Source organism: Mesorhizobium sp. M1E.F.Ca.ET.063.01.1.1 (assembly GCF_003998155.1).
Lineage (GTDB): Bacteria > Pseudomonadota > Alphaproteobacteria > Rhizobiales > Rhizobiaceae > Mesorhizobium.
Window position 1 is genome coordinate 1 of record NZ_RZSC01000848.1, and the last position, 2,361, is coordinate 2,361.

General features: G+C 67.8%; 2 protein-coding genes and 1 pseudogene. All 3 read right to left on the reverse strand.

The annotated features are described in order from the left end of the window. Positions 1 to 345, reverse strand: a pseudogene (locus EOA29_RS33255) (hypothetical protein); the annotation flags it as partial. Positions 346 to 374: 29 nt separating this feature from the next. Continuing rightward, positions 375 to 1,919: a DUF1800 family protein gene (locus EOA29_RS33260; protein ID WP_127222193.1), complete on the reverse strand. Its 1,545-nt coding sequence runs from the start codon at positions 1,917 to 1,919 to the stop codon at positions 375 to 377. 18 nt (positions 1,920 to 1,937) lie between these two features. Further along, a complete protein-coding gene (locus tag EOA29_RS33265; RefSeq protein WP_126090410.1) occupies positions 1,938 to 2,222 on the reverse strand; it encodes a hypothetical protein in 285 nt (94 codons plus the stop codon). Between the last annotated feature and the right edge of the window lie 139 nt (positions 2,223 to 2,361).

Consider the following 2,361-nt stretch of genomic DNA (forward strand, 5'->3'; position numbering starts at 1 on the left):
GGTCGCGGCCGCGTGCACGACCGCTGCCTGGCCCGCCTTGAACAGCCGCGCGAACACCGGCATCGCCGGATTGACGGTGAAGAAGCCGTCGAGCGGCAGCGCCGGGTTGGGGCCTGAGAGCGAGAGCGCGATATCGCCATGCAGGCCGGCATAGTCGGGGTCGCCGACCGGGCCGACCGTCGACAGCCCATCGAGTGCGCCGCGCAGCACGATGACGATCAGGCGCGGGTCGCGATTGTCGGCGGCGCGCGCGAAGCGCGGCAGATAGGCCCAGGCAAACAGCGCGCCGCCAGTCATCAGCACGGCGCGGCGGGAGAGATTGGGAGTTTCACAAAGAAGGCTCATGGCGGCATCTCCGCTCATCGAGGTTGGAACTATCTGCGTTGGAATTCCGGAGCCATCAGCAACAACGCCAGACCCTGCTGTCTGGATTCGGCGCGCGCGATCGCCTCTCGCGTCTCGGCCGATGCCGAAGCACCGATCAGGGTGGAGAGCATGTCGCTGGGATTGCCGATATCGTCGGCCTGCTTCGCGGCCTGCCAGGCGATGTCGAGCCGCGTCTTCAGGCCTTCGGCTGAAGCCCAGTTGTCGGTCCGGTCGGGAAAGCCGTTCGGGCCGGGCGGCTGCCAGAGCGGCTCGCCCAATGCTCTTAGCCAGCGAAGCGTCCGTTGCGGTTCGTTGCCGGCGGGCGGACCGATCGCCCGCCGGACCGCAACGACATAGTCGAACGGCGCACGCAGCTTGGTCAGCGGCATCGACCAGGCCTCGGTCATGTCGATCAGCGCCAGCGCCAGCGCGTGCAGGTCGCCATCCGTCTTGGTGAAGACTTCGGCGAGATGCGCGACCGACCGAGGAGGTGGCTCGTCGGCGATGAAATGGCATGCGAGCTTGCCGGCGATATGTCGCGCGGTCGCCGGATGGCGCGCGATATCGTTGAGCGCGGCTTCCGCCTGGCCCATGCCGCCGTCCGGATAAGTCTTGCCGAGCAGCACCGCCTTGCCGGGCTGATGCGCGTTGGCGTTGAAGACGAAGCTGCCGGGTTCGCCCAGACGCCCCTCGCGGCCGGCCATCGTCCAGCCGGTCAGCATGCCGGCAAAGCTGGTGACGTCGGCTTGGGCATAGCCGCTGCCGACGCCCATCGTGTGCAGTTCCAGGATCTCGCGGGCAAGGTTTTCGTTGAGGCCGCGGCCGCGCCTCTTGCCGGCGCGCGAATCCGGCCCGATCGACTGCTGGTTGTCGAGATAGAACAGCATCGCCGGATGGTGCTCGACCGCGAGCAGCATGTCGGCGAAGCGGCCGAGCACGAAGGGGCGGATGGCCTCGCGCTCGAAGGCGCCGGCGCAGGCCCGCACGATCTGGCCCTTGGCGGCCGAGACGCAGAAATGGTTCGACCAGAAACCGACCAGCCGTTCGACGAAGCCGGGGCCGGCGTTGATCGCCTTGTCGAAACGGGCCTGCGCCTCGTCGCGATAGATATCGGCCTCGACCGGCGGCACGACCGGCTTGTTTTTTGCGTCGGCTGAGCTGTCCGGAGCGTCTGTTGCGGGCTGCATGGCGGGCGCCGCCTTCTCTCCCCGCGCCGCCTTGCGTTCGGCGGCGGCGGCCATGCTGGCCTGGATCGCGGCGGTGCCGTCCAACAACCCGGCATTCTTTGAATCGTCGGCCGAGACAAGCGCGATATCCGGCTGCTTGAGTTCCGTCTTGAGGCAGCCGCGTGCGTCGGCCGCGACCTTGCCGAGCTCGTCGCCGGGCCTCGCGCCGAGCCCGAAGCGGTTGAGCGCGACAAGCGCCGGGTCGGGCGGAGCGGCATTTGAAACGGGTAGGGCCAATGCAGCCTCCGTCGCAGGGCCGACGCAGATCGCGTCGGCCGACCAGTTCTGAAAGATCACAAGCTCACGATCCGGCGTCGGCGCCGGCATCGTGAGCTGGGCCGGGCTTCACCAGCGGCGCCAGTGATGCCAGCGGTGGTACGGGTGCCAGACCGGGCCGATATAGACCCTCGGTCCGCCCCAATAGTAGTAGCCCGGATAGATGACGCGGCGATTGGGCACGCAGCGTCCCCACGGGTTGGGACGCCAGCCCGGACCGCAGCCCCAGGCCACATGCTCGACCAGCGCCGGCGCAGCAACCGGCGCGATCGGCATTGCGGAAGCCGCACTTGCCGCGACCGTCCCGCCGACGGCAAGGGCTGCAGCGAGCGAATATTTCGTCAGACCGTTCATGGGATACTCCCCAAGTTTCTCAAGGTTGAAACCAACCTGTCCCGCATTCGCGCGGCAGCAGGCGTGTCCCTCTTCCCTTGAACGGAGGGTAGCGGCGGTTTCCGTCGCTCCTCAGGGCGTATTTTTTGCAGGCGGCGAC

Excerpts from the sequence above, each read along its gene's own strand:
- EOA29_RS33260 (WP_127222193.1), bottom strand. The coding sequence starts at position 1,919 with ATGCCGGCGCCGACGCCGGATCGTGAGCTTGTGATCTTTCAGAACTGG.
- EOA29_RS33265 (WP_126090410.1), bottom strand. The coding sequence starts at position 2,222 with ATGAACGGTCTGACGAAATATTCGCTCGCTGCAGCCCTTGCCGTCGGC.